Below are 25,023 nucleotides of genomic sequence, written 5' to 3'. Positions count from 1 at the left end.
TGTCGTCGAGGCTGCCGAGGGCGGCCTCGCCCGGGTTCTGGCCCCGCACGGTGAAGCACGCGGTGAGATTCGGTCGGTAGGCCCCGACGCCGACGGTGCCGCTGACGTCGATGCCGCCGCTGGTGATGGTCACGCCGGGCGCGGCGCCGAGCACACGGCCACCAACCCAGAGCTGCGACCTCGATGCCGACGGTCGCACTTCCGCGACCGAAGGACCACCATGGCAAAACGAGCAACCACACGGGGCGTCGCCGCCACCGCGGCCACCGCACTCGCGGCCGGAGCACTCGCCCTCCTCGGCACCGGCACCGCCGGCGCCGCCACCGCCTCGATCACCTGGGACGACTACTACTCCCACTTCACCCGCACCGTCAGCAACTCCACCCCGGCGGCGGACGAAGTCATCACGATCACCACGAAGTTCGAACGAACCAACGGCACCGAGGAACACCTCCTCAACATCAAGGACCGGCACCCGGCCTGCCTGACCTACGTCCCCGGCTCGGCCAAGATGAACAACACCCCGCTCAACCCGCAGGTCGACGACGGCTCGATCAACGGCCGCGATCCGCTCGTCAGCGTCGACTTCGGTCCCAACGACTGGATCGTCAAGAACCAGCCCGGCTTCTCCCCGATCTTCAGCGTCAGCTACAAGGTCGGCGCCGACTGCACCCGTGGCGCCGCCCTCGCCACCGGCATGGACTACAACGGATCACTCGGCTTCGGCGGCTACTACACCCAGGGCCCCGCCGTCACGGTCAGCTACCTCGGTGGTGGCGCCGGCGCCGGCGGCAGCATCGGCTCCCTCTTCGGCTCCAGCTAGTAACCACCGCACGGTGACAGGCCGGTCCGCCGGCCACCAATCCGAAGCTGCGACCTCGATGCCGACGGTCGCACTTTCAGCGACCGAAGGAACACGATGACACAACGAGCAGCCACACGCGGCGTCGCAGCAGGCGCGGCCACCGCACTCGCGGCCGGAGCACTCGCCCTCCTCGGCACCGGCATTGCCGGCGCCGCCCCCGCAACGATCACCTGGGACGACTACTACTCCCACTTCACCCGCACCGTCAGCAACTCCACTCCCGCGGTGGGCGAAACCATCACGATCACCACGAAATTCGAGCGGACCAACGGCACCGAGGAACACCTCTACAACATCAAGGACCGGCATCCGGCCTGCCTGACCTACGTCCCCGGCTCGGCCAAGATGAACGACACCGTGCTCTTCCCGCAGGTCGACGACGGCTCGGACCCGGGCCGCGACCCTCTCGTCAGTGCCGACTTCGGCCCCAACGACTGGATCGTCAAGAACCAGGCCGCGTTCAATCCCGTCCTGAGCATCAGCTACAAGGTCGGCGCCGACTGCGCCCAGGGTGCGGCCCTCGCCACCGGCATGGACTACAACGGATCACTCGGCTTCGGCGGCTACTACACCCAGGGCCCCGCCGTCACGGTCGCCAAGACCACCTCCACCACCACCCTGGCCCCGATCACCGGTGCCGCCATCGGCAAGACCACCACCCTGACGGCGAACGTCACCCCCGCCAACGCGGGCGGCACCGTCACCTTCAAGGACGGGGCCGATGTCGTAGGCACGGCCCCCGTCGGCGCCGACGGCACCGCCACCGCCCAGTGGTCCCCGGCCACCGTGGGCACTCGGACCATCATCGCCGACTACTCCGGCACCGCCACCGTCACCGCATCCTCCAACCAGGCGTCGATCACCGTCGCACCCGAAGGCACAGGTGGCGGCGGCAACGAGGGCGCCGGCAGCCTCGGCTCCCTCTTCGGCTCCAGCTAGTAGCCACCCCACGACGGGGCCAGTCCCGGGCCGATACGGCCGGGGACAGGCCCCCGCGCTCGAACCTCCCGGTGCCGCGCCCGCGCGGCCCCGACCCCGGTCACACGAAACGTCTGCGGCCACACCCACGGCCGCACCGATCACAAGGGAGACACCGATGACACAACGAGCAACCACACGCGGCGTCGCCGCCACCGCGGCCACCACACTCGCGGTCGGAGCACTCGCATTCCTGGGCGCCGGCGTCGCCGGCGCCGCCCCCGGCTCGATCACCTGGGACGACGGCAGCTCCCGGTTCACCCGGACCGTCAGCAACACCGCCCCCGCGGTCGGCGACACGATCACCGTGACGACGAAGTTCGACCGGACCAGCTGGGTCGACGAGTTCATCTACAACGTCAAGGACCGCCACCCCTCCTGCCTGACCTACGTCCCGGGCTCGGCCAAGATGGGCGGCTCCCCGACCAACACCGACGAGGTCAAGGCCGACGAGGGCAACGGGACCGGCTACGTCCGCGCCTCCTGGGGCGTCACCTCCTGGGTGGTCCAGAATCGCCCGGGATTCCACGCTTCACCCGAGTTCAGCGTCAGCTACACGGTCGGCCAGAACTGCGCCCGTGGCACCGCCCTGGCCACCGGCATGGACTACGGCGGATCGCTCGGCAGCGGCGGCTACGGCACCAAGGGGCCGTCGATCAACATGGCCAAGACCGGCACCACCACCACCCTCGCCGACGTCACCGGCGCCCGCGTCGGCGTGCCGAGCACCCTGACCGCCACCGTCACCGGCGGCGCGCCGGGCGACACCGTCGAATTCCTCGACGCCGCAACCCCGATCGGCCAGGCCACCCTCGACGCCGGCGGGACCGCGACCCTGGCCTGGACCCCCACCGTCCGAGGCAGTCACGCCCTCTCCGCGCAGTTCGCCGGGACCGCATTCGCCACCACGTCCCAGTCGGCGGTGATCACCGTGCAGGTCGCCGAACAGAACGGCACCTCGACGATCGCGCTCGCACCGGTCACCGATGCCCAGGTCGGCCGCGCCTCCACCGTCACCGCCACGGTCAACCCGGCCGCGGCAGGTGGCACCGTCGAACTCCGTGACGGCGCCGTCTCACTGGCGACGCTGCCGGTCGGCAACGACGGGAAGGTCACCTACCAGTGGGTGCCCGCCACGGCCGGCGCGCACACGCTCACCGCCACCTTCTCCGGCCGTGACGGCGTCATCGGGTCGACCACCACCGGGCAGGTGACCGTGGCCGAGGCACCCGCCTCGAGCACCGACTCGACCACCACCCTCAGTCCTGTCGGCGGCGCCACCGTCGGCAAGGCCACCACCCTGACGGCGAAGGTCAACCCCGCCGACGCCGGCGGCACCGTCACCTTCAAGGACGGCAACACCGTCGTCGGCACCGCGCAGGTCGGGGCCGACGGCACCGCCACCACCGAGTGGACCCCGGCGGCGGCGGGCCAGATCACCGTCACCGCCGAGTACTCGGGCAACGGCACCGTCAACGCATCCGGCCCCGGCGGAAGCCGCCGGGGCCGGCCCTTCACGCACTCGAATCTCCGAAGTCGGGATCAGCCCGGCAGCGTGCCACGCCCCGAGAGCACGGCGTCGCAGGAGACGGACACCAGGGCCGGGGTCAGGGCTGGGGGCAGTTGCTCGGTGCCGTGTCCCCGGCGAACCGGGCCGCGGCCCAGCCCGGGAACTGCTTGGCCGCCTCCGGGACGACGGACTCGTGGTCGAGCCCGGGGAACTCCCGATACTCCGACTCGGTGCCCGCGCCACACAGGGCGACCTGCTCGCGCGACGTCAGCGCCACGGGGGTGGTGGTGTCTTCCGATCCCTGGTAGATGACGAACGGCATCGAACCCGCGGGCCGGAAGTCGTCGACGGCGGTGAACGCCTTCCACCAGCCACTGTCCGGCGCCATCGCGCCCGGTTCGTAGGCGCCCTGCACCGACGCGGCGCTGCTCCACACGTCGAAGCACCCGTCGCTGAGCACAGGCAGCTGCTCCATCGCCTCGTCGGTGAGGAAGTCGCCGTAGCGCAGCTCCGGATACCCCGCCTTGATGCCGGGCAGCGTGGAGATGACGTACCCCGCGAGCTCCGGGCTCTGCATCGAGTTGAGGGTCAGATCGCGAATCCGGACGGCAGGCGCGATGAGCCCCGCTCCGACCCCCTCGAATTCGGGCGCGTAGGTCTGCAAGATCGATTCGACGTGCATCGTCGTCTGGCCGCCCTGCGACCAGCCGTACTCGACGAACCGGTTGGAGGCGTCGAGCTCCGGGAGGTTGTGCACGGCCCGCAGCATGTCGAGCGAGGCCCGGGCGTTGACCTGACCGGACATGTAATACGACGGACCGGGCAGGCCCTGCCCGGGATAGTCGCTCATGGCGATCACATGTCCCTGGTCGAGCAGTGCGCCGATCCCCGGGACCCGGGACTCCTCGCCCTCCCCCAGGCTCCGCCGGGACGGCGCACAGTTGTCGGCCAGACCGGTGGTCTCGTGGTTCCACAACACCATGTCCCGGGGCTCTGCCGCCTTGCCCAGCGGGACATAGACCTCCCCGGACACGTACTTCTTGACCCCGGGCTGGATCTCCGAGACGTAGACGACGTTCCAGCCCTGGCTGCCGCTCGGTGCGTCGGGTCGGGGCTGCACCCGGTAAACATCCCCCGGCTTCGCATCGGCAGGCGGCTGGTCCTCCACGTCCCAGAAGGTCGTCCCGGTCGGCCCGGGGTTCGCAGACAACGCGATCGCCTCGGTGTCCGATGTATCCGTGCTGCCGCAGGCGGTAAGGGCCAGTGCGGCCACCGAGGCGGCGATGACGGCCTTCGCCATCACCAACGAGGCGCGCTGCGCGTGGACTGACATAGGTGTCTCCATTTCAGTGCGAGTGTCATCAGCGGGATCGTGAAGTCGAAGCTGGTCACCTGCGGAACAGGTGCCGGGCGATGACGATCCGCTGAATCTGATTGGTCCCCTCGTATATCTGGGTGATCTTGGCGTCACGCATCATTCGCTCCACCGGGTAGTCCCTGACATACCCTGCGCCACCGAGGATTTGAACGGCGTCCGTCGTCACCGCCATCGCCGCGTCGGAGGCGAAGCACTTGGCCGTCGCGCCCGCCGCGCCGATCTCCCGGTGCCCGCGGTCGCATGCGATCGCGGCTGACCACGTCAGCAGTCGAGCCGCCCGAACCTTCGTCGCCATGTCGGCCGCCATGAACTGGACGCCCTGGAAATGGGAGATCCGGGAGCCGAACTGTGTGCGCTCGTCGGCGTAGGCGACCGCGGCGTCCAGGGCCCCCTGCGCGATGCCGACCGCCTGCGCGGCGACGGCGGTCCGCGTCCGGTCCAGCGTCCCGAGCGCGATGCGCAACCCGGCCCCCGGCTGACCGATGATTCGGTCCCGGGGCACGAACACGTCCTCGAAGGTGACCTCTCGCGTCGGGGACCCCTTCAGCCCCATCTTTCGTTCCGGCGCCCCGAACACGATCCCCGCGTCGCCGCTCTCGACCACGAACGCGGAGATCCCCTTGGCGCCCGCGCCCGGATCGGTAGAGGCGAAGACGACGTAGACATCGGCGCGGCCCGCGTTGGTGATCCACCGCTTCGTGCCCTCGAGGAGCCAGCCGCCGTCGACCTGCCTGGCGCGGACCTTCATGCTCGCGACATCACTGCCCGCCTCGGGCTCGCTCAACGCGAAGGCGCCGAGATGCTCGCCGGAGGCGACCGACGGCAGATAGCGCGCCTTGAGGTCCTCCGTGCCGGCGAGCAGCAGCGGGATGGCGAAAAGCTCATTGGCACCGGCGATCTGCTGGGTGGTCGCGCACGCGCGGGCGATCTCCTCCGCGACGATCGCCGACGCGAGGTGGTCGCCGCCCTGACCGCCGTACGCCTCGGGAATGCCGATGGCGTGCAGTCCGGCGGCGGTCAGGGCCGCCAGCGAGTCCTCTGGGAACTCCCCCGATTCGTCGATTGCGGCGGCATGCGGGGCCACTTGACGATCGGCGACCTCGGCGGCCAGCTCCCGCAGAGCGCGGTGCTCCTCGTCGAGGAGCCACTCGGCCTCGGTGCTCGTTCTCACTGCGTGCTCACGGCTTGGCTCGGTCGAGGCCGAGCACCCGGATGGCGTTCTCCTTCATCACCAGTGGCATGACCTCGTCCTTGATTCCGAGCTCGGCGAAATCGGCCATCCACCGGTCCGGGGTGAGAACCGGAAAGTCGGACCCGAAGAGCGCCTTGTGCTTGAGCAGCGAGTTGACGTTGCGCACGAGCTGCTGCGGGAAGTACTTCGGCGACCAGCCCGACAGGTCGATGTAGACGTTCGCCTTGTGGGTGGCCATGGAGATCGACGAGTCGACCCACGGCACCGACGGGTGCGCGAGGATCATCGTCAGCGTCGGGAAGTCGGCGGCGACATCATCGAGCAGCATGGGGTCCGAGTACCGCAGCTTGAGACCGCGGCCGCCGGGCAGTCCCGCCCCGATACCGGTCTGGCCGGTGTGGAAGAGCGCCACCAGTCCGTGCTCCGCACACGCCTCGTAGATCGGGTAGTAGATCGGGTCGTTGGGCAGGAATCCCTGCAGGGTCGGGTGGAATTTCATGCCCCGAACGCCGTAGTCGCGCGCCAGCACCTTGATGCGAGCGACGGCTTCGCCGACGTCGTGGGGGTCCACCGACCCGAACGGGATGAGGACGTCGGCGTGCTCGGCGGCCTTCGCCGCGATCTCCTCGCTGGAGACCGGCGGGTGTCCGCCGAGCGCGGTCCGCGCGTCGACGGTGAAGACCACCGCGGCCATGTTGCGCTCGCGGTAGTACGCGGCGAGGCCATCGACGGTGGGCGTCCGGTTGACCCCCGGCTTGAAGTACTTGGCGGAGGCGTCCAGCAGTTCCTGGTCGAGCGAGCAGTGGTGCGCACCGTCGGCCTCCACGTGGGTGTGCACGTCGATGGCGGTGATGGAGTCGAGATCGATTGCGGGAGAGTACGTCATCTTTGGTCCTCTGGGTTGGCGGTGTTGCGGTTCAGGGCAGGTTCCGGCTGGTGCGTTTGAGCCGCATGATGTCGACCAACAACCGGTCGCGGTCCGCGGCGAGGCCGGCCTGGTCGACCCCCGCCATCTGTTCGTCCATGCCTGCGACGAGCTTGTCTGCGAGCTCGGGGGTCAGCTGCGCCGCTCCGAGGTCGTCCATCCATTTCTGGGTGGGCGGCCCCAGCTGTTCGAGCAGGTGTCGCAGGCCGCCCGCGCCGCCGGACAGGTGTTGCGCGGTCAGCGGGCCGACGATCGCCCAGCGCAGCCCCGGCCCGTGCGAGATGGCGGTGTCGATGTCGGCGACGGACACGACACCGCGGTCCACCAACGAGTAGGCCTCGCGCCAGAGCGCGGCCTGCAGCCGGTTCGTGACGTGGCCGGGGATCTCGGAGCGGACGAGGATCGGTTTCTTGCCCACCCGGCGGTAGAAGGCGAGGGCGGCCTGCGCGGTCTCGGGTGGCGTCGCCGCACCGGGCACCACCTCGACGAGCGGGATGATGTGCGCAGGATTGAACGGGTGGCCCACGAGCACCCGGCCGGGATCGACCGCGCACGCGGCCTGCAGGGCGCTCGGTTCGATGCCCGAGGTCGACGACGCGATGATCACCCCCGGCCGGGCCGCCGCGTCGAGCTCAGCGAGCAGGGCCCGCTTGGCCTCGACCCGCTCGGGGCCGTTCTCCTGCACGAAATCCGCCGCCCGGGCGGCCTCGCCCGCGGAGGCGACGAAGCGCAGCTCGCCGCGATCGGCCTCGGCCGCTCCGGTGAGTTCCGAGACCACGTCCCAGGCGCTTTCGAGATACGCCCGGAGCCGGGCCGCTGCGCCCTCGGCCGGATCGGTGGCCACCACGTCGAGCCCGGACGCCAGGAAGCCCGCCACCCACGCGGCACCGATGACACCGGTCCCGACGACCGCGACCGTGCGCACCTCGGCCGCCGCCGGCGCGCTCATCGGCCCGCCCCGACGACGGTGCGGGCGACGAACGCGTCCAGGGAGTGCGGCTCGACCAGCGATCCCGGCGCCGCGACGCTCTCCGGCTCCGCGCCGAGCAGGATCCGCTTGGCCGGGACCTCGAGCTTCTTCCCGGTGCGGTTGTACGGGACCACCGGGATCCGGTGGATCTCGTCGGGGATGTGCCGAGGCGAGAGCGAGGTCCGCAGGGTGCTGGTGATGGTTCGCTTCAGCTCGTCGTCGAGGTCGATGTCGGCGTCGGTGACGACGAACAGGATCAGGCGTCCCATCCCGCCCTGGTCGTCCTCGAGGTGGACGACGAGGGAGTCGACGACGCCTGCGATCTCCTCGACGACGCGGTAGAACTCGGCGGTGCCGAGGCGGACCCCGCCGCGGTTGAGGGTCGCGTCGGAGCGGCCGGTGATGACCGCACCGCCGTCCGGGGAGAAGCGGATCCAGTCACCGTGCCGCCAGATGCCCGGGTAGGTGTCGAAGTACGCGCCCCGGTACCGGGAGCCGTCGTCGTCGCCCCAGAACCGCACCGGCATCGACGGCACCGGCGCGGTGATGACGAGCTCGCCGAGCTCGCCGACCACCTCGTTGCCGTCCTCGTCGTACGCGGTGGCCGCGAAACCGAGGCTCGGCCCTGACATTTCGCCCGCGTAGACCGGTGTCATCGGCGAGGCCTGGATGATGCCCGTGCACACGTCGGTGCCTCCGCTGCCGACGTTGAGGAGCACGCCGGGGCCGAAGCGGTCACAGATCCACTCGTAGCCCTCGCGCGGCAGGGGGCTGCCGGCCGCACCGAGCTGGCGGACGGCCGAGAGATCGAATTCCGTTGTGGGATCGAGGCCTTCCCGACGGCACGTCATGATGACGCCCGGGCTCATGCCCATCACCGTCGCCCCCGTCTCCGCGGCGACCCGCCACTGGTACCGGGAGTCGGGGAACATCGGATTTCCGTCCATCATGACGATCGACGAACGCACCAACAGGGCGCCGACCAGGGAGTTCCACATCATCCACGCCGTCGTGCTGAACCAGGAGAAGGTGTCCCCGGGCCCGAGATCGAAGTGCAGGGCGTGGTTCTTGAGGGTCTCGAGAAGCACGCCGCCGTGGCCGTGCACGATGGCCTTGGGCTTGCCGGTGGTGCCGGACGAGAACAGGACGACCAGCGGATGGTCGAACGGCACCGGCTCGACGTCGGGCATCGAGCCCGGTGCGCCGTCCTCGTCGCGCCCGAGCTGCGCCCACGCCACGACGTCGTCGGTGACGACGTGGTCGCCGTAGGGAACCGAAACCACCGCGGCGACTCCGGGCAGGTTCTCGCGCAGGTACGCGACCTCGTCCCGGCGGTCGACGCTCTTCGCGCCGTACGTGTATCCGCCGACCACGAACAGCACCTTGGGGTCGATCTGACCGAACCGGTCGACGACGCTGGGCGCGCCGAACTCGGGGGCGCAGGCCGCCCAGATCGCCCCGAGGCTCACGGTCGCGAGGAACGCGACGAGCGCCTCGGGGGTGTTGGGCAGGTAGCCGACGACCCGGTCGTCGCGGCCCACGCCCAGCTCGACGAGACCGGCACGCACCCGGCGGACCTCGTCGCGCAGCCGGCCGAAGGTCATCTCCACGTCATCGCGGGTCTGGGACCGGGCCACGACCGCGACGGTGTCGAGGTCGGCGTCGGTGCCGAGCGAATGTTCGGCGTAGTTGATCAGGGCGCCGGTGAACCACTTCGCCCCCGGCATCACCCGGGCCTCGAGGACCTGCTCGTACGGGCGGTGGGTGACGACACCGAAGTGATCCCAGATCGCCTCCCAGAATCCCTCGATGTCCGAGGTGGACCAGCGGTGCAGGTCATCCCAGTTCGCGAGCCGCAGGCCACGCTCGGCCTCCAGCCAGTTCATGAAGGTGCCCACCCGGGTCGTGTCCCGGGCGTCGGCGGGCACGGGACGCAGGATCTCCGCCATCAGTTCGCCCCGCCGTTCTCGGTACGGACCTTTGGTCCGCGGCCGGTGAGGAACTCGTTCATCCTCTGTTTGGCTTCCTGACTGGACTGCGCGACGGCGGCCATGAGGGACTCCATCATGAGCCCCTCGTCGGGGCCGACCTCAGCGATCCGGGGCAGCGCGTGCATCACCGAGTAGTTGGTGACGGGAGAGTTCGAGGCGATCTTCTCCGCGAGACTGCCGGCGAGGTCGTCGCCTTCGCCATTGTCGACGAGATAGCTTGCGAGGCCTACACGTTCACCCTCTTCTGCGGTGAGGACCCGGCCCGTGAGCATCATGTCCTGCATGCGGGCGACTCCGATCAACCGCGGAACCCGTACCGAGGCTCCGCCGCCCACGAAGAGCCCGCGCTGCCCCTCCGGCAGCGCGAAGAAGGTGCTCCGCTCCGCGACCCGGATGTGCGCGGCACTGGCGAGCTCGAGCCCGCCGCCGACCACCGCGCCACGCAGGACCGCGACCACCGGGATCGTGCCGCCCGCCATCTCGCCGAGCGCCTTGTGCCACATCCGGGAGTGGTGGAGGCCGCCGACGGCATCACGATCCGAGAGCTCCGACAGGTCCAGACCCGCGCAGAAGTGATCGCCGGACGAGGTGAGGACGATTGCTCGCACCCCTTCGGGGGGAGTTCGGAAGAAGTCCCCCAGGGAAAGAATGGTCTTGTCGTCCAGGGCGTTTCGCTTGCGCGGTCGGTCCAGGGTGAGGATGCCGATGTCGCCGCGCCGGTCGAAGACGAGGGATTCGGAGATGGCGGTGGTCATTTCAGTTCTTCGCCTTGCTGATCTTTGGAGATCTGTCGTTCGGAATCAGAGTGAGCTCCGAGTGGGGTACCGACGCGGAGGTCCTGTTTGCGGACCTTCCCGGAGCCGGTGCGGGGCAGCGCCGGGACAAACGACACCAGCTTGGGGACCTTGTACCGGGCCAGTTGCTCTGCGGCGAATGCGAGGAGGCCGTCCCGGTCGAGATCCGAGCCCTCCCTCGCGACGACGTAGGCGTGGCCGACCTCGCCCCAGCGGTCGTCCGGGGCGCCGACGACCGCGGCCTCGAGGACATCGGGGTGCCGGAAGAGCACGCCCTCCACCTCGGCGGGGTAGACGTTCTCGCCACCCGAGATGTACATGTCCTTCATTCGGTCGACGATGAAAATGAACCCGTCGTCGTCCATGTATGCGATGTCACCGGAGTGGAACCAGCCGCCCTCGGCGAAGGCCGCCTCGGTTGCCTCGGGGTTGTTCCAGTAGCCGGGGGTGACATTCGGCCCCCGGATGATCACCTCGCCTGCCGTGCCCCGGGGGCACTCCGCGCCGGCCTCGTCGACGATCTTCACCTCACCGAACATGACCTGTTGTCCCGCCGAACCGGCCTTGCGGACCGCGTCGGCCGGCCCGAGGAAGGTGGCGCCGGGGGCCGTCTCGGTGAGGCCGTACCCCTGGCAGAAAGTGACGCCCTTCTCCCGATAGGTGTCGATGAGATGCACCGGGATCGGGGCCCCGCCCGACATGACGCTGCGAATGGAGCTCAGGTCCGCGTTCGCCCAGCGCGGCGAGTGCGCGAGATCGGCGTACATCGTGGTGACCCCGAACATCCAGGTGATCCGGTGCCGTTCGATGAGATCGAGGGCGACGTCGACGTCCCACTTCGGGGTGATGACGCTCGTGCCGCCCTTGAGGAACACGGTCAGGACGACCTGGTCAAGCGCGGCGACGTGGAACAGCGGTGCCGACACGAGCGCCACCTCGTCGGAGGCGACATCGAGATCGAGGAGCATGTTGACGCTGTTCCACACCAGGTTCTCGTGGGTGAGGACCGCTCCCTTCGGGTGGCCCGTGGTGCCGGAGGTGTAGAGCACGAAGGCGGGATCGGCGCCGCCGACCTCGGCCGCGAGGGCCGGATCGTCGGGGGCCTCCGTCGGCTCGGGAGTCCACACCACGTCCTCGACAAGGGTCGCGGCGTCCACGAGAGCATCTGCGGTGGAACGTGATTCGGGGGCGACGATCAGGACGGCGACCCCGGCGTCGGCGAGCTGGTAGTCGAGCTCGGGGGCGGAGAGCCGGTGGTTGAGCGGCAGGAAAACCGCGCCGAGGCGAACCACGGCGAGCATCGTCTCGACGAGCGCCGGGTGGTTGGGGCCCAGGTAGGCGATCCGGTCGCCCAGGCCCACCCCGGACCGCGCGAGTTGCGCGGCCCGGACCAGGACCCGGTTGTGGACCTCCCGGTAGCTCAACTCGGTGTCGCGGTAGATCATCGCGATCGAGTCACCGCTCATCCGGGCCCGCCGCTCGGACAGCGTGGCCAGTCCGGGTCGGCTGCCGCCGGAGGTCACGCCACCCCCACCGTGGACTCGTCGGCGGCGACCGGCGGCGTGCCTGCCCCGTCTGTGGCGACCCGCGAGAGACTCCGATTCTTGGTCTCACCGAGCTTGGCGATACAGGCGATGCTCAACACGGCGGTCAGTGCGATGACGGCGGACAGCCCGAGGGTGCTCGTGCCGCCGTTCGAGCGCATGATCTCGGCGAACAGCACCGGGGAGACGCCCGCGCCGATCCCGGCGAGCTGATAGCCGAGCGAGGCTCCGGTGTAGCGGTATTCGGTGCTGAACAGCTCGGTGTACAGGCCCGCGAGGGGGCCGTAGACCATCGGGTGGACGATCGCCTGTCCGACCACCATCGCGAGGACGATGAGCGGGAAGCTCTTCGAGCCGATCAGCGGGAACAGGGCGAATCCCCAGACGATGATGCCGATGGAGCCGGCGATGACCATCGGGAGCCGTCCGACCCGGTCGGAGAGGGCGGACCATCCGATGATGCCGAAGATCGACAGGAACGACGAGATGGTGAGCGCGTTGAGGATCTCCTGGCGCGGGACCCCGGACTGCACGCCGTAGGCGATGGAGTAGGTGGTCAAAGCGCCCTGGAAAACGAAGGCCCCCAGCCCGACTCCGACGGAGAGGAACAGCACCTTGGGCTGCGCCTTGAGCAGCCGCAGCAGCGGGATGCCGGCGTCCGGAGTGCGATCGGTGGCCGCGACGAACTCGGGCGACTCGTCGACCTTGGCACGGACCACGAGACCGACCACGAGAAGCAGGAGGCTGAACAGGAACGGTAGGCGCCAGCCCCACTCGACGAACGCGTCGTTTCCGACGATGGCGATGGTCGAGGTGATGACGATGGTGGAGGTGAGCGTGCCCGTCGGGGCGCCCGCGTTGGTGAAGCTGGCCCAGAAGCCGCGGCGGGAGTCGGCGTGCTCCGCCGACATCAGCACCGCGCCGCCCCACTCACCGCCGAGCGCGATGCCCTGCACGACGCGGAGGAGCACGAGCAGGATCGGCGCGATCGCTCCGGCCGTGGCGTAGGTGGGCAGGACGCCGATGAGGGCGCTGGCGATGCCCATGATCGACATCGTCAGCACGAGCATCCGCTTGCGACCGAGCCGGTCGCCGTAGTGGCCGAAGATGACACCGCCGAACGGTCGCGCCAGGTAGCCCGCGGCGAACGTGGCCAGGCTCGCGAGGGTGCCCGCGAGCGGGCTCATGTTTGAGAAGAAGACGTCCTTGAAGACCACCGCAGCACAGGTGGCGTAGACGAAGAAGTCGAAGTACTCGATGACGCTGCCGAGGAAGCTCGACGCGGCGGCGCGCTTGAGCATCGCCGGATCCTTTGCAGCCTCGGGATGGCTCTGATCCATGGGGAACCTCACTGGGGAGTGGTCTGAGCGGTACAGCGAATCCGGACCGAACCGTGATCCACCTCACTCATATGGCGCGCCGAATACTATGCACTTGCATAGCGTGACGTCAATGACATGAGTTGCAATTGAGTCGACGAGACACCCCCGTCGGGCGACAACTAGACTCCACCGCATGCGGTATAACGCCACTGCAAAGCCCGTCGACCAGGTCGACGTCACCCCCAAGTCGCTCCTTCTCGCCTTCCTGGGAATGCACCTTCTCTGGAAGCCGATCGCCATCAGTGGCGCGTCTGTTGTCGAGCTGTTCGGATGGCTGGACGTCGGCCCGTCGGCCACCCGCTCGCTGCTCGCCCGGATGACGGACCGAGGCTTGCTGGAGCGGCACAAGCTGGGTCGCAAGACCTACTACGCCCTCACCGAGCGCGGGACATCCGTTTTCGAGGAAGGCTCCAAGAAGATCTGGCGAAGCGTGGGCGACGCGGACTGGGACGGTCTGTGGACGACTGTCGCCATGTCGGTGCCCGAGGGTTCGCGCCATCTCCGCCACCGGGCACGGTCGCGCCTGACCTGGGCCGGTTTCGGGTCCACCGCCTCGGGACTGTGGGTTGCGTCCCGCAGGCATGACGTGGCCGCGATCCTCGGCCCGGAATTCGCCGACATCGACCTCACGGTGATGGTCGGTCGGGTCATCCCGCCCACCACCGATGAAGCGCTCGTGACCTCGGCCTTCGACCTCGACGAGATCGCCGCCCGCTACACCGGGTTCACGTCACGGTGGCAGAACGACGAGGCGTCCGGAATGAGTCGCGAACAGGCCTTCGCCACGCGAGTTCGGGTGCAGGCCGAGTGGCTCTCCATCACGCAGGCCGACCCGTTGCTGCCCATGACGCTGCTTCCGGACGACTGGCCGGCCGCTGACGCCGAGCGACTGTTCCGAATCCTGGACGCGACCCTCGACCGCGCATCCATCGGCATCGAGGCTGACGGACTGGACTCGATCCCCCTGTGAGCCGCCACCACCCTGGCGACGAAGATCAAACCCGCCGACGCCGGCGGCACCGTCGACAAATCCTCMGACCGGGAATCGGTGATCGCCCCCCCCCCCGCGTCAGCCGGCCGCGGACAGCTCCGTGATCACCGGTCCGGGTTCGCGCCGCTGCCGTTGCCCGACGGGGTCCGGGATCGGTACCGCGGCGAGCAGCGCGCGCGTGTAATCGGCGCGCGGGTCCCCGAACACCGCTGCGGTGGAACCGGTCTCGACGAGCTCCCCGCCCCGTAGCACCGCGACCCGGTCGGCGACCTGGTGCACCACCGCCAGGTCGTGGCTGATGAACAGGCACGCGAAGCGGTACTCCTCTCGCAGGTCCGCGAACAGTTCCAGCACCTCCGCCTGCACCGAGACGTCCAGCGCGCTGGTCGGCTCGTCGGCGACCAGCAGGCGCGGCGCCAGTGCCAGCGCCCGGGCCAGCGCCACCCGCTGCCGCTGACCACCGGAGAGTTCACCCGGCCGCCGCTCCGCAAACGAGCGCGGCAGTCGTACCGAGTCGAGCAGGTCCCCCACCCGGGACCGGAGCAGCGCCCCTGATGCGGCCCGGTGCACCCGCAGCGGTTCGCCCACGCTCTCGCCGACGCTCCGGCGCGGGTCCAGCGACGCCGCCGGGTCCTGGTGGACCAGCGCGACCCCCTTACGCAGGCCGCGCAACTCCCGCCCCGAGACCGTGCCGAGGTCGACCCCGTCGAAGACCACGGACCCGGCGCTGGGCCGGATCACCCCGAGCGCGGTGCGGCCCAACGTCGTCTTGCCGGACCCGGACTCGCCGACCAGCCCCAGCACCTCGCCGGCCGCGACGCCCAGCGTGATCCCGCGCAGCGCGGCAAACGCCGCGTTGCCGTGGCGGGCCGGGTACACCACGTCGAGCCCGCGTACCGACAGGACCGGTTCGGTGGCAACGACATCCGGGCGTGCCGGGTCTCCGGCCGCGCCCGGGCCGATTTCGGGCAGCCGCGGCACCGCGGACAGCAACTGAGCGGTGTACCGGGCCCGCGGCGCGGCGAACAGTTCGAGCACCCCACGCTGCTCGACCAGGACGCCCCGGCGCAGCACCGCAACCCGGTCCGCGACGTCGGCCACCACCCCCATGTTGTGGGTGATCAGCAGGATCGCGGTGCCGTCGCGGTCGCGCAGCAACCGCAGCAGGTCCAGGATCTCCGCCTGCACCGTCACGTCCAGCGCGGTGGTCGGCTCGTCCGCAATCAGCAGGTCCGGCTCGCCCGAGAGTGCGAGCGCGATCACCACCCGCTGTTTCTGCCCGCCGGAGAGCTGGTGCGGGTACCAGTCCACCCGCCGCTCGGGTTCCGGGATCTCGACCAGCCGCAGCAACTCGACCGCACGGGCCCTGGCGGCGGCGCGGCCTGTCCTGCCGTGCGCCCGGAACGCCTGCGCGAGCTGCCATCCCACCGTCTGCACCGGGTTCAGCGCGGTCTGCGGCTCCTGGAACACCATGGCGGCCCGGGTGCCGCGCAGTCGGGCCAGCGTCTGCTCGTCGGCGCCCACCACCTCCTCGCCGCCGAGCCGGATCGAGCCGCGGGCGCGCGCCCCGTCGGGTAGCAGGCCCAGGACCGCCTTCGCGGTCATCGACTTGCCGGATCCGGATTCGCCGACGAGCGCGACAATCTCGCCGCGGGCCACGGTCAGGTCGAGGTCGGACACGACGTCCTGGGCGTGGGACTCGCCGGCGCCGAAACTGACGGAGAGCGTGTCGATCTCGAGAATCGGTTCGGTCATCTCTTCCTCTTCACGGTTGTCGGGACGGTCAGGACCGGCGGGCACGGCCGAGCGCCTGGGCGACGAGCAGGAAGCCGAGCACCAGCGCTGCGACCACCGCCAGCGGGCCGATCGCGAAGGCCGGGTTGGCATCCAGGTTCGGGACGGCGTCGGCGATGATCGACCCCAGCGACGGCTCCGGCGGCCGCACGCCGATGCCCACGAAACTCATGGCGCTCTCGACGAACACGGCGACCGACATGGACAGCGCGACCTGCACGCCGAGTGGCTCGAGCGCGTTCGGCAGCACGTGGGTGCGCAGCACCCACGTGCTGCCGGCACCGATCACCTGCGCCGACTCCACGTACGGCAGTTCCCGGATGGCCAGGACCTGCCCCCGGACCATCCGACCGAACATCGGGATCTCCGCCGCGACGATCACCAGGATCACCGTCGACGCCCCCGGCCCGACGATGGCCGCCAGCGCGATCGCCAGGATCAGCGCGGGGAACGCCAGCACCACGTCGAACACCCGCTGGGCGATCACGTCGGCCACCGGGTGCAGGCTCGACAGCAGGCCGGCCAGCGACCCGACCACCGCCCCGATCGGGACCGCGATCACGATGATCTCCAGGTTGATCCGGATGCCGTGCAGCACTCGGGAATACACATCCCGGTTCACCTGGTCGGTGCCGAACCAGTGCTCGGCGCCGGGCCCCGACAGGTTCGCCCCCGGGATCTGGGCGGTGGGGTCGAAGGGCGCCAGCCACGGCGCCAGCAGGCCGGCGAGCAGCACGACCGCCAGCAACGCCACCCCGACCAGGCCCTGACCGTGCGTCAGCGCCCGCAGCACCGGCCGACGCCGCGGCGGGTCCGGCTGCGCCGGCGCCCGACTCGCGATCGCCGGGTCCTCGATCTCCAGGACCGACGCCACAGCCGGCGCCCGCGTGCGCGTCCCCGTCGTGGCCGTCTCTCCCGTGCGCGGGGCGCTCATGCCGCTCCCCCGATCCGGATGCGCGGGTCGAGGTAGGCGTGCGCGACGTCGGTGAGCAGCTGGACGATCACGAACACCGACACCGAGATCAACAGCAGCACCTGCACCACCGGGTAGTCGCGGCGGCTGATGCCCTGCTCGATCAGCTGCCCGATCCCCGGCCACGCGAAGATCGCCTCCACCAGCACCGCGCCGCCGAGCAGCTGCCCGGCCTGCAGTCCCAGGGCGGTCAGCATCGACGGCAGCGCATTGCGCAATGCACTGCGGCTCACCAGATTCCACCGCGAGACGCCGAGGGCGCGGGCGGTGAGCACGTACGGTTGCGCCATCTGGGTGCGCAGCGACTCGGTGAGGAACCGGGTCAGGGCCGCCGCCACCGGCAGGGCCAGGCACACGGCGGGCAGCAGCAGGTACTGCGCGGAGATGTCCGGCCGAGCCCAGAACCCGTCCGGCGGCACCCCGCCGGACGGCAGCACCGGCAGCAGCACCGAGAACACCAGCACCAGCAGGACACCGGTGACGAACGGCGGCAACGCGACCGCGAGCGTGTTCGCGCCGGCCACCAGCCCGGTCAGCCACCGCTTCGGCCAGACCACCACGGCCACGCTGAGAGCCACGCTCACCACCACCGCGAGCAGCAGTGCGGCGGACGCCAGCACCACGGTGTTGACCAGCCCGTCGGCGACCAGGTCCGAGATCTGGCCGCCGATCACGTACGACCTCCCGAGATCCAGGGTCGCCACTCCGGCGATCCAGCTCAGGTACTGCGCCGGCACCGATCGGTCCAGGCCGAGCGAATGCCTGATCGCGGCAATCGATTCCGCGCTCGCATCCGGTCCGGCCAGGCTGGTCGCCGGGTCGCCGGGGACCAGTCGCAGCACGAAGAAGATCAGCAGCGAGGCCAGGAACAGGACCACGGCCGCGGACGGCAGCCGGCGCGCGAGGTACTTCACCATCGCGGGACTCCTCTCGTTCTCACCGTCAGGCCAGGTAGGTGTCGGTGTGGAGGATCTCCGAACGCTTGGTCCAGTCGACGCCGCGCACCTGCTGCGAGGCACCGAGTTCGTTCAGCACCACGCCGATCTCGATCAGGAACAGGCTCTCGAGGAGCTGGTCGCTGACCGCCCGGTACCGGGCCACCGCCTCCGCGCCGGTGCCGTCGGTGACCTGCCACGCCGCGTCGGCGGCGGCGATGTACGCCGGGCTCTCGAAATGCGAGGAGTTCTTCCGCGCATTGAAGGGGTACGCACTGACGTTCAGCGTCGACGGCACGTACTGCGCCCACGAGTGGAAGGTCAACCACAGTCCCGGCAACTGCGCCCCGATCAGCGACTTCACGAAGGTCGCGCCCTCCTGCGGGTCCAGCTGCACCTCGATCCCGACGTCCGCGAGGTTGGCCTGCACGATCTGCGCGGACGCCTCGTAGAAGGGGTTTCCGGCCTGGTACGTCAACGGCAGCCTCGGCACGGCCACCCCCGCGTCGGCGAGGATCGTCCGGGCCCGGGCCGGGTCCAGGCCGAAGGTCCGGTTCCGTGACTCGTCGTAGGCGGGTGAGGTCTTCGGCCACGGCAGGTTCACCGGGTAACCGGAGCCCCGGAACACCTCGGCGATGATGCGGTCCCGGTCCAGCGCGTACGCGATCGCCTGGCGCACCCGCACGTCGGCCAGCGCCGGATGGGTGACGTTGGTGCCGACGTACACCTGCAGTTCGGCGCCGTCCAGCGCGATCGACTGGAAGCCGGCGGTGTTGCCCAGCACCTCGTTGTCCCGGTAGCTCAGCCCGTTGACCAGAGAGACCTGACCGGACCGCAGCGAGCTCAGCAGCGCCTGCGCGTCCGGGATGATCGACACCTCCACCCGGTCCAGGTACGGCCGCTCCGGGATCCAGTACCGCTCGTTGCGCTCGAAGGTCAGCGAGCTGTTGGGGGTCCGGGAGACCAGCTTGAACGGCCCGGTCCCGACGAACGCCTCACCGGCGGTGAGCTTGTCGATCGACTCGCTGTCGAGGATGGGGACCGTGTCGAGCAGGTCGAAGATGTTGCCGAGCGGATGCGCGAAGGTGAGCACCAACCGGTGCGGGTCGCTGGTGTCGAACCCGGTGACGGCCGCCGCCGTGCTCCGCAACTGCGCGGTCCACTTCGGGTCCGCGTAGGTGCGGATCGAGAACTCCGCGTCCTTGGAGGTGAACGGCCGGCCGCTGTGGAAGGTGACGTCGTCGCGCAGGTCCAGCGTCAGCGCCAGTCCGTCCGGGGCCAGGACCCACGACTTCGCCAGTCGCGGTGTGGGTTCCACCTTGTCGTGCGGGTACCGGACGAGGCTGTCGTAGGCCAGGCCGATCACCGTGGTGGACCCGGCGGTGTTGGTCAGGAAGGTCGCCGGGATGACGTCGGCGGTGATGCCGGTCTCGAGGGTGCCGCCGCGCACCGGAATGCCCGACGCCCCGTCCGGCCCGGACTTCTGGGCCTGCACCGCCGAGGAGCACGCACCCAGCAGCCCGGTCCCGAGGATCGCGGCGGCGGTCAGTCCGGCGCCCCGGAAGAACGTCCGGCGGTCGATGCTGGTGACAGAGGAGGAGCTCATCGGGAGATTGCCCTTCGAATGGAGGTGAGCGGATCGGAGTAGAGGGAGCTGAGGGAGACGACGGCGGCGGCGTGCTCCTGGACGCGGTTGCCGAATCCGGTGATCCGGATGTCCTTGCGCGCCAGCGTCGAGGCCTGGGCGAACGCCTCCGCGACGTGCGGGATGCCGGCCGGGTACTCGGTGAACGCCTGCCCGCCCAGGATCACCCGGTCGGGGTTGAACAGGTCCCGGAGCACGGCCACGGTCCGGCCGAGCACCTGCGCCCGTTCCACCAGAAGTTCGTGTGCCACAACGGATCCTTCCTGCGCGGCCCGGTAGACGGCGGCGACGGAGGGCCGCTCCCCGACTCCGGTGAGGATGCCCGCCGCCTCGGCGGCCGCGACCACGGCGCGGTCACTGACGGTGGCCTCGAGGCATCCGAGGGCTCCGCATGAGCAACGCGCCGAGGAGCCGGTGGGCAGGTGCACGATCGAGCCGGGTCCGCTCGACGGCGTGTGCACTCGCCCGTCGATGGTGACCGCGACGCCGGCGGTCTCCCGGGCGTAGAAGTACAGGCTGGTCCCGGCGGTACCTGCGGCGCCCGGACGCTGCGACGCGAGCAGCAGTTCCGAGGCCGCCATCGCCTCGACGTGGGCGGCGACCGAGACCGGGAGCCCGAGTCCCTCCCCGACGATCTCGCCCACCGGGGCGTCCCGCCACCCGAGCCGCGGGTGGTCCGCGCGACCGGTGGCGGCGTCGACCCGCCCGCCGAGCGCGACGCCGACCCACAGCGCCCGCCGGCGGTGCCAGCGCGAGGCGAACTGCCGCGCGCTCCGCGCGATCTGCGCCAGGGCTTTGGCCTGGCCGGTCGCCGGAGTCGGGATCTCCACCGCGCCAAGCACTCTGCCGCGGAGGTCGACGGCGACGATGCCGGTGACCACCGCACCGATGTGGATACCGACGGTGAGGTAGGGCTCGTGGTTGACCTCGAACGGGACCCGGGGCCTGCCCACCGCGCCGGACGCGGTGAGATCGGCGCGCTCGCGCAGCAGTCCATCCCCGAGGAGGGCGGTGACCTGGCGGTTCACCGTGGCGACACTCAGGCCGGTGGCCTTCGCCGCCGCATCTCGGGCGATGGGTCCACGCTCGCAGGCGACGCGGAGCACCGCGGCGACCGGGGTGTCGACGACCCGGAGGTCGGGCGGGACGATCTGGACGTGCCCCCTGGAGGACGGACGGTTCGGCGCGCCGAGGGCACGGGGCCGATTCGAGGGACCGGGATGACTCGAGGGACTGGAATGGTTCGCGGGACTGGGACGGTTGGAGGGACTCAGGGGTGACCTGGTCCGGCCGGCCGAGGCCGGCGCAGCAGAGGTGAGCACGTGGTTTCCTTGCGCTTCGTCCCTGGCGGGACAGACCTACACGGCGGATGGAAGCGCGCTGACCTGCAGAGACGTCGAGACGTCACCCCGGCGACACGGCCAGAAGGGCCATGGCGAGGCGAAACGTCGACGTGTGGGAGGAAGCAGCGCGAGTTAGCGAGAGAGACCGCGAGGCGAACAACAGAGTTCGCGCGCCAGGGGCAGGCGGGAGCCCAGCGCGGAGGTCACGTAGGTGACCCGCAGGGCGGTGAGCCGGCCGGAAGACATGGGCAGAAAACTAGCACCTCCCGAGCATTTGTCCAATCGGACATACCGTGGCGGCCTTGCGATCACGGTGACGGAAACCCTTGGCCCACAGCACCGCCGGTGGAAATCTCGGCCCCGTCAGATTCGGCACGACTTCGACGAAAGGCCTTCCATGTCCATCGATTTCGCTACCGACCGGGCCGACGCAACCGTCACCGCCGCCGCACCCGCGGTGGTCCGTCTCGGCTCGCACATCGGCGCCCGCATCGACGGCGTCACCCTCGGCGCCGAGCTCGACCCGGCGACCGTAGGCCTGATCCGTCAGGCCCTGCTCGAGCACAAGGTGATCTTCTTCCGCGGCCAACACCAGCTCGACGAGGCCGGCCAGTACGCGTTCGCGCAGCTGCTCGGCGAGCCCACCACCGCGCACCCCACCGTCACCTCGCGCGGGGAGCGCATCCTGCCCATCGACTCCGAGTACGGCCGGGCCAACAGCTGGCACACCGATGTCAGCTTCGTCGACCGGATCCCCAAGGCATCGATCCTGCGCGCGGAGGTGCTGCCCAGCTACGGCGGCTCCACCACCTGGGCGTCGACGGTCGCCGCCTACGCGTCGCTGCCTGATCCGCTCAAGACGCTGGTGGAGAACCTGTGGGCCACCCACACCAACGTCTACGACTACGCGGCCACCAGTGCGGCCCACCTCGACGCCAACTCCGAGGAGTACCGCAAGGAGTTCCAGTCCACCTTCTACGAGACCGAGCACCCCGTGGTGCGGGTGCACCCCGAGACCGGGGAACGCGCACTGCTGCTGGGCCACTTCGTGAAGGGCTTCGTCGGACTGGGCACCAACGAGTCGCATGCCCTGCTCAACCTGCTGCAGGCCCGGGTGACCAAGCTCGAGCACACCACCCGGTGGAACTGGGCCGACGGCGACGTCGCCATCTGGGACAACCGCGCCACCCAGCACTACGCCGTCGACGACTACGACGGTCAGCACCGCCGTCTCGGCCGTGTCACCCTGGCCGGCGACGTACCCGTCAGCATCCACGGCGAGCGCAGTCGCGCCGTCGCGGGCGACGCCTCGCACTACTCGCCCATCGACGAGCCGGTCCGGGTCGCCGGCTGATGACTCTGCCGCCGCACGCCAGGGGCTACGAGGGTTTCGCCGGCCACATCGGCAGGACCACCGGCGACTCGACCCCCGCCTGGACGACCGATCCGTCTGCCGCACCGGGGTCGCCGAACATCGTCGTGGTGCTGATCGACGACATGGGGTTCAGCGACATCGGGCCGTTCGGTTCGGAGATCGACACCCCAAACCTCGACCGGCTCGCGGCCTCCGGCGTGCGGCTCACGAACTACCACACCACCCCGCTCTGCTCGCCGTCGCGCGCGGCGCTGCTCACCGGGATCAACCCGCATCGCGCGGGCTACGGCTTCGTCGCCAACGCGGACCCCGGCTTCCCGGGCCTGCGACTCGAACTCGCCGAGGACGTGCTCACGCTGCCGGAGATGCTGCGGGCCGGCGGCTACGCCACCTACGGCGTAGGGAAATGGCACCTGGTGCGCGACGCCAACCTGCGTCCGGGTGCCGTCCGCGACTCCTGGCCCACCCAACGCGGATTCGACCGCTACTACGGGTCCCTGGAGGGCCTGAACTCCTTCTTCCACCCGAACCAGCTGGTCTCGGACAATTCGGTGGTCGACATCGACGAGTACCCCGAAAACTACTACCTCACAGATGACCTCACCGACAAGGCCGTCGGGTACATCAAGGACCTGCGGGCGCACGATCAGGACAAACCGTTCTTCCTGTACTTCGCGCACGTGGCGATGCACGGCCCCCTGCAGGCCAAGGACGAGGACATCGACAAGTACCGCGGGAAGTACGCGCAGGGCTGGGACGTGATGCGCGAACGCAGGTTCGCCTCCCAGCTCGAGCAGGGCCTGTTCCCGGCCGGCACCGAGCAGGCGCCCCGCAACAGCGAGCCGGGATTCGACGTGCCCGAATGGGATTCGCTCACACCGGAGGAACAGCGCCGGTACGCCCGGTACATGGAGGTGTACGCGGCGATGGTCGACAGCGTCGACCAGAGCGTCGGCCGGATCCTGGACACCGTCGCCGACCTGGGCGAACTGGACAACACCGTCGTGGTGTTCACCTCCGACAACGGCGGCACCGCGGAGGGCGGACCCGAGGGCACCCGCAGCTACTTCGCGCAGTTCGCCCGCGTCGGGGGCCCGGACTGGGTCGGCGACGTGCCGCACGAGGAGGACTTGATCGGCACGGCCGCACTGGGCGTGCACTACCCGAGGGGCTGGGGGCAGACGTCCAACACCCCGTTCCGGTTCTACAAGGGCCAGTCCTTCGCCGGTGGCGTCCGGGTGCCGTTCGTCCTGTCCTGGCCGGCCGGGCTCCGAAAGACGCAGGGGGACAACGGTGTCCGTGAGCAGTTCGCCTACGTCACCGACCTCGCACCCACCCTGCTCGCGCTGGCCGGAATTCAGCCACCCGGCACACGGAACGGACTGCCCGCCAAGGAGTTCGACGGCGTGGACGCGAGCGCGCTGCTCCGCGACCCGGCCGCGGAGTCCGCCCACACCGAGCAGTACACCGAGATGACCGGCAACCGCGGCTACTACCGGGACGGCTGGAAGCTGCTCGCGCACCGCCCCGAGACCGACGTGGACGCGCCCCGTTGGCAGCTGTTCGACGTGCGGGAGGACCCCACCGAACTGCGCGACGTCGCCGACCGGTACCCGGAGAAGGTGCGCGAACTGGCGCGGGCGTGGGACGACGCGGCATGGGCGAACACCGTCTTCCCCCTGGTCGCCGGGAACGCCCTCGCCGTCCGCCGGCCCGCGGAGGAGAAGCTGTCGCGGCCGGTCCTGATCCTCGCGGGGACACCCACCCTGGAGCGCTACCGGTCCTCGAAGCTGATCGCGTTCCGCGACTTCGAGATCGGCATCGACTTGGGCGGCCACACAGCCGGCGACGAGGGCGTCCTGGTGGCACACGGCGACGTCCAGGGCGGCTACCTGCTCTACGTCGAGGACGGACACCTGATGTTCGGCTTCAACGGCTACGGCCGCTACCGGCAGGTCGACGCCGGGCCGCTGCCCGCAGGCGCCCGCCGGATCGAGGTCTCCGCGAGCGTGCGCCCTGGCCTGCGCTGGGACTTCGAACTCCGGGTCGACGGCGCTCCCGCCGCGAAACTGCCCGACCAGGTGCAGCTGGTCGGCATGGCCCCGTGGACCGGCATCTCGGTCGGGGTGGACGCCCGCGGCCCGGTCTCCTGGGATCTGCGCCGGCGTCGCGGGCCATTCCGATACACCGGCGCGCTTCATGCGGTCACCTACACACCGGGTGCCGTCCGGGTGCCGGGAGTCGCCGTGGAGCAGATCGAGCTCGAGGCCGAGTACGCCGCCGACTAGGTGTACTGCCCAGGCAGGTTGGTCGAAGGATTGCAACGACACACTGTGACCGGTCGTTGAACAGCGAAGGTCTCCTGTCGTGAAGTGGAGCTACTACGACAACCACTCACCGACAGGAGACCTTCGTGGTCCACGCTAACGCACCCCTGA

The 25,023-nt window shown here is 70.0% G+C and carries 18 protein-coding genes and 1 pseudogene; 6 read left to right on the top strand and 13 right to left on the bottom strand.

Annotated features, from left to right (window positions below; all coding sequences use genetic code 11):
* The first annotated feature begins 220 nt into the window (after positions 1-220).
* The 3 genes from AC1DWC_RS23760 (at position 221) to AC1DWC_RS23750 (ending at position 3,665) form a co-directional block, all read left to right on the top strand.
* Positions 221-823, top strand: a complete 603-nt coding sequence (locus AC1DWC_RS23760) for a hypothetical protein (RefSeq protein WP_477912012.1) — start codon at positions 221-223, stop codon at positions 821-823.
* Between the two features lie 96 nt (positions 824-919).
* Positions 920-1,804, top strand: coding sequence for an Ig-like domain-containing protein (locus AC1DWC_RS23755; protein WP_477912010.1), 885 nt, complete (start codon positions 920-922; stop codon positions 1,802-1,804).
* A gap of 157 nt (positions 1,805-1,961) precedes the next feature.
* Positions 1,962-3,665, top strand: coding sequence for an Ig-like domain-containing protein (locus AC1DWC_RS23750; RefSeq protein ID WP_477912008.1), 1,704 nt, complete (start codon positions 1,962-1,964; stop codon positions 3,663-3,665).
* A 145-nt stretch (positions 3,666-3,810) separates the two neighbouring features.
* Here AC1DWC_RS23750 and AC1DWC_RS23745 read toward each other — a convergent pair.
* The 8 genes and pseudogenes from AC1DWC_RS23745 to AC1DWC_RS23710 form a co-directional block, all read right to left on the bottom strand.
* Positions 3,811-4,335: pseudogene (locus tag AC1DWC_RS23745) on the bottom strand (lipase family protein); the annotation flags it as partial.
* Between the two features lie 406 nt (positions 4,336-4,741).
* Positions 4,742-5,902 carry an acyl-CoA dehydrogenase family protein gene (locus AC1DWC_RS23740; RefSeq protein ID WP_477912004.1) on the bottom strand — a complete coding sequence of 387 codons (1,161 nt, stop codon included), beginning with the start codon at positions 5,900-5,902 and terminating at the stop codon, positions 4,742-4,744.
* 7 nt (positions 5,903-5,909) lie between these two features.
* Complete coding sequence (locus tag AC1DWC_RS23735; protein ID WP_477912016.1) at positions 5,910-6,791, bottom strand: amidohydrolase family protein; 882 nt, start codon at positions 6,789-6,791, stop codon at positions 5,910-5,912.
* A 49-nt stretch (positions 6,792-6,840) separates the two neighbouring features.
* Positions 6,841-7,797 (bottom strand): 3-hydroxyacyl-CoA dehydrogenase NAD-binding domain-containing protein, encoded by a 957-nt coding sequence (locus AC1DWC_RS23730; RefSeq protein ID WP_477912002.1) that lies wholly within the window; start codon positions 7,795-7,797, stop codon positions 6,841-6,843.
* Positions 7,794-9,767 (bottom strand): acetoacetate--CoA ligase, encoded by a 1,974-nt coding sequence (locus AC1DWC_RS23725; protein WP_477912000.1) that lies wholly within the window; start codon positions 9,765-9,767, stop codon positions 7,794-7,796. Before AC1DWC_RS23725 ends, AC1DWC_RS23730 begins: the two co-directional genes overlap by 4 nt.
* Positions 9,767-10,564 carry a crotonase/enoyl-CoA hydratase family protein gene (locus AC1DWC_RS23720; protein WP_477911998.1) on the bottom strand — a complete coding sequence of 266 codons (798 nt, stop codon included), beginning with the start codon at positions 10,562-10,564 and terminating at the stop codon, positions 9,767-9,769. The genes AC1DWC_RS23725 and AC1DWC_RS23720 overlap by 1 nt, the downstream gene beginning before the upstream one ends.
* Positions 10,561-12,126, bottom strand: a complete 1,566-nt coding sequence (locus AC1DWC_RS23715) for an acyl-CoA synthetase (RefSeq protein WP_477911996.1) — start codon at positions 12,124-12,126, stop codon at positions 10,561-10,563. The genes AC1DWC_RS23720 and AC1DWC_RS23715 overlap by 4 nt, the downstream gene beginning before the upstream one ends.
* The gene (locus AC1DWC_RS23710; RefSeq protein WP_477911994.1) at positions 12,123-13,487 is read right to left on the bottom strand and encodes an MFS transporter; all 1,365 of its coding nucleotides are present in this window, start codon (positions 13,485-13,487) and stop codon (positions 12,123-12,125) included. The genes AC1DWC_RS23715 and AC1DWC_RS23710 overlap by 4 nt, the downstream gene beginning before the upstream one ends.
* A gap of 175 nt (positions 13,488-13,662) precedes the next feature.
* Between AC1DWC_RS23710 and AC1DWC_RS23705 the strand changes: the two genes are divergently transcribed.
* Positions 13,663-14,499 carry a PaaX family transcriptional regulator gene (locus AC1DWC_RS23705; protein ID WP_477911992.1) on the top strand — a complete coding sequence of 279 codons (837 nt, stop codon included), beginning with the start codon at positions 13,663-13,665 and terminating at the stop codon, positions 14,497-14,499.
* Positions 14,500-14,598: 99 nt separating this feature from the next.
* Here the strand turns inward: AC1DWC_RS23705 and AC1DWC_RS23700 are convergent, their stop codons facing one another.
* Genes AC1DWC_RS23700 through AC1DWC_RS23680 form a run of 5 tightly spaced genes read right to left on the bottom strand, consistent with a single transcriptional unit; the run spans position 14,599 to position 21,018 of the window.
* Positions 14,599-16,275, bottom strand: coding sequence for a dipeptide ABC transporter ATP-binding protein (locus tag AC1DWC_RS23700; protein WP_477911990.1), 1,677 nt, complete (start codon positions 16,273-16,275; stop codon positions 14,599-14,601).
* A 28-nt stretch (positions 16,276-16,303) separates the two neighbouring features.
* On the bottom strand, positions 16,304-17,248 hold the full coding sequence (locus AC1DWC_RS23695) for an ABC transporter permease (RefSeq protein WP_477911988.1): 945 nt from the start codon (positions 17,246-17,248) through the stop codon (positions 16,304-16,306).
* Entirely contained in the window at positions 17,245-18,204 is a 960-nt protein-coding gene (locus tag AC1DWC_RS23690) for an ABC transporter permease (RefSeq protein WP_477837938.1), read from the bottom strand. Before AC1DWC_RS23690 ends, AC1DWC_RS23695 begins: the two co-directional genes overlap by 4 nt.
* Positions 18,205-18,229: 25 nt before the next feature.
* A complete protein-coding gene (locus AC1DWC_RS23685) occupies positions 18,230-19,828 on the bottom strand; it encodes an ABC transporter substrate-binding protein (RefSeq protein WP_477911986.1) in 1,599 nt (532 codons plus the stop codon).
* Positions 19,825-21,018, bottom strand: a complete 1,194-nt coding sequence (locus tag AC1DWC_RS23680) for an ROK family protein (RefSeq protein WP_477912014.1) — start codon at positions 21,016-21,018, stop codon at positions 19,825-19,827. Before AC1DWC_RS23680 ends, AC1DWC_RS23685 begins: the two co-directional genes overlap by 4 nt.
* A gap of 589 nt (positions 21,019-21,607) precedes the next feature.
* On the opposite strand from AC1DWC_RS23680, the gene AC1DWC_RS23675 reads away from it, so the two are divergent.
* Positions 21,608-22,564: a TauD/TfdA dioxygenase family protein gene (locus AC1DWC_RS23675; protein ID WP_477911984.1), complete on the top strand. Its 957-nt coding sequence runs from the start codon at positions 21,608-21,610 to the stop codon at positions 22,562-22,564.
* Positions 22,564-24,873 carry an arylsulfatase gene (locus tag AC1DWC_RS23670; protein ID WP_477911982.1) on the top strand — a complete coding sequence of 770 codons (2,310 nt, stop codon included), beginning with the start codon at positions 22,564-22,566 and terminating at the stop codon, positions 24,871-24,873. The genes AC1DWC_RS23675 and AC1DWC_RS23670 overlap by 1 nt, the downstream gene beginning before the upstream one ends.
* The last annotated feature ends 150 nt before the right edge of the window (positions 24,874-25,023 follow it).

This window comes from Rhodococcus sp. P4_C10 (genome assembly GCF_056402135.1).
Note: the sequence above shows the minus strand (reverse complement) of the source record. Positions and strands in the feature narration are given on the sequence as shown.

Bases quoted from the DNA above. Each gene is read 5' to 3' on its own strand.
- AC1DWC_RS23730 (WP_477912002.1), bottom strand. From the start codon at position 7,797: ATGAGCGCGCCGGCGGCGGCCGAGGTGCGCACGGTCGCGGTCGTCGGG.
- AC1DWC_RS23710 (WP_477911994.1), bottom strand. From the start codon at position 13,487: ATGGATCAGAGCCATCCCGAGGCTGCAAAGGATCCGGCGATGCTCAAG.
- AC1DWC_RS23755 (WP_477912010.1), top strand. From the start codon at position 920: ATGACACAACGAGCAGCCACACGCGGCGTCGCAGCAGGCGCGGCCACC.
- AC1DWC_RS23675 (WP_477911984.1), top strand. From the start codon at position 21,608: ATGTCCATCGATTTCGCTACCGACCGGGCCGACGCAACCGTCACCGCC.
- AC1DWC_RS23670 (WP_477911982.1), top strand. From the start codon at position 22,564: ATGACTCTGCCGCCGCACGCCAGGGGCTACGAGGGTTTCGCCGGCCAC.
- AC1DWC_RS23690 (WP_477837938.1), bottom strand. From the start codon at position 18,204: ATGGTGAAGTACCTCGCGCGCCGGCTGCCGTCCGCGGCCGTGGTCCTG.
- AC1DWC_RS23725 (WP_477912000.1), bottom strand. From the start codon at position 9,767: ATGGCGGAGATCCTGCGTCCCGTGCCCGCCGACGCCCGGGACACGACC.
- AC1DWC_RS23720 (WP_477911998.1), bottom strand. From the start codon at position 10,564: ATGACCACCGCCATCTCCGAATCCCTCGTCTTCGACCGGCGCGGCGAC.
- AC1DWC_RS23705 (WP_477911992.1), top strand. From the start codon at position 13,663: ATGCGGTATAACGCCACTGCAAAGCCCGTCGACCAGGTCGACGTCACC.
- AC1DWC_RS23695 (WP_477911988.1), bottom strand. From the start codon at position 17,248: ATGAGCGCCCCGCGCACGGGAGAGACGGCCACGACGGGGACGCGCACG.
- AC1DWC_RS23750 (WP_477912008.1), top strand. From the start codon at position 1,962: ATGACACAACGAGCAACCACACGCGGCGTCGCCGCCACCGCGGCCACC.
- AC1DWC_RS23700 (WP_477911990.1), bottom strand. From the start codon at position 16,275: ATGACCGAACCGATTCTCGAGATCGACACGCTCTCCGTCAGTTTCGGC.
- AC1DWC_RS23760 (WP_477912012.1), top strand. From the start codon at position 221: ATGGCAAAACGAGCAACCACACGGGGCGTCGCCGCCACCGCGGCCACC.
- AC1DWC_RS23685 (WP_477911986.1), bottom strand. From the start codon at position 19,828: ATGAGCTCCTCCTCTGTCACCAGCATCGACCGCCGGACGTTCTTCCGG.